1 protein-coding gene is annotated in these 425 nt (G+C 43.3%); it reads left to right on the forward strand.

The window, feature by feature from the left end:
- Positions 1-418 (forward strand): hypothetical protein (locus NE664_14445; GenBank protein MCQ4727834.1); only part of this gene is annotated, 418 nt, incomplete at its 5' end.
- Positions 419-425 lie beyond the last annotated feature (7 nt).

Consider the following 425-nt stretch of genomic DNA (forward strand, 5'->3'; position numbering starts at 1 on the left):
TTACCATCAGGAGATTGTGACAGAGAAAGATTATCATAGAGCGCTTAAAATCTATGCTGAAAGCCAGCACCGCATCACGGAATCTGGGAAGAAAATTCCATGGATCGATGAGGATTCTGATCCGGAAACCGGAGAATGGATATCCAGGGAAATTCTGAAAAAGGACGGGTGGAAAGCGGAAAAAGGAGGGTATGAACGTGGAAAGGACTACAATCATTCTATGTACTGTGATTTGATCATAACAGGACTTCTGGGGCTTGATCCGCAGCAAATATCTTTGGCCGTTAAACCGATGATTCCGCCGGAGTGGGATTATGTTCTCTTAGAAGGGGTGCGAGTTGGGAAGAAGGAATATACGGTTCTGTATGACAGGGACGGAACCAGATATGGAAAAGGAAAAGGATTAATGATTTATTGATAATGTA

Origin of the sequence: Anaerotignum faecicola (genome assembly GCA_024460105.1) — a bacterium.
In the GTDB taxonomy this organism is placed as follows: Bacteria; Bacillota; Clostridia; order Lachnospirales; family Anaerotignaceae; genus JANFXS01.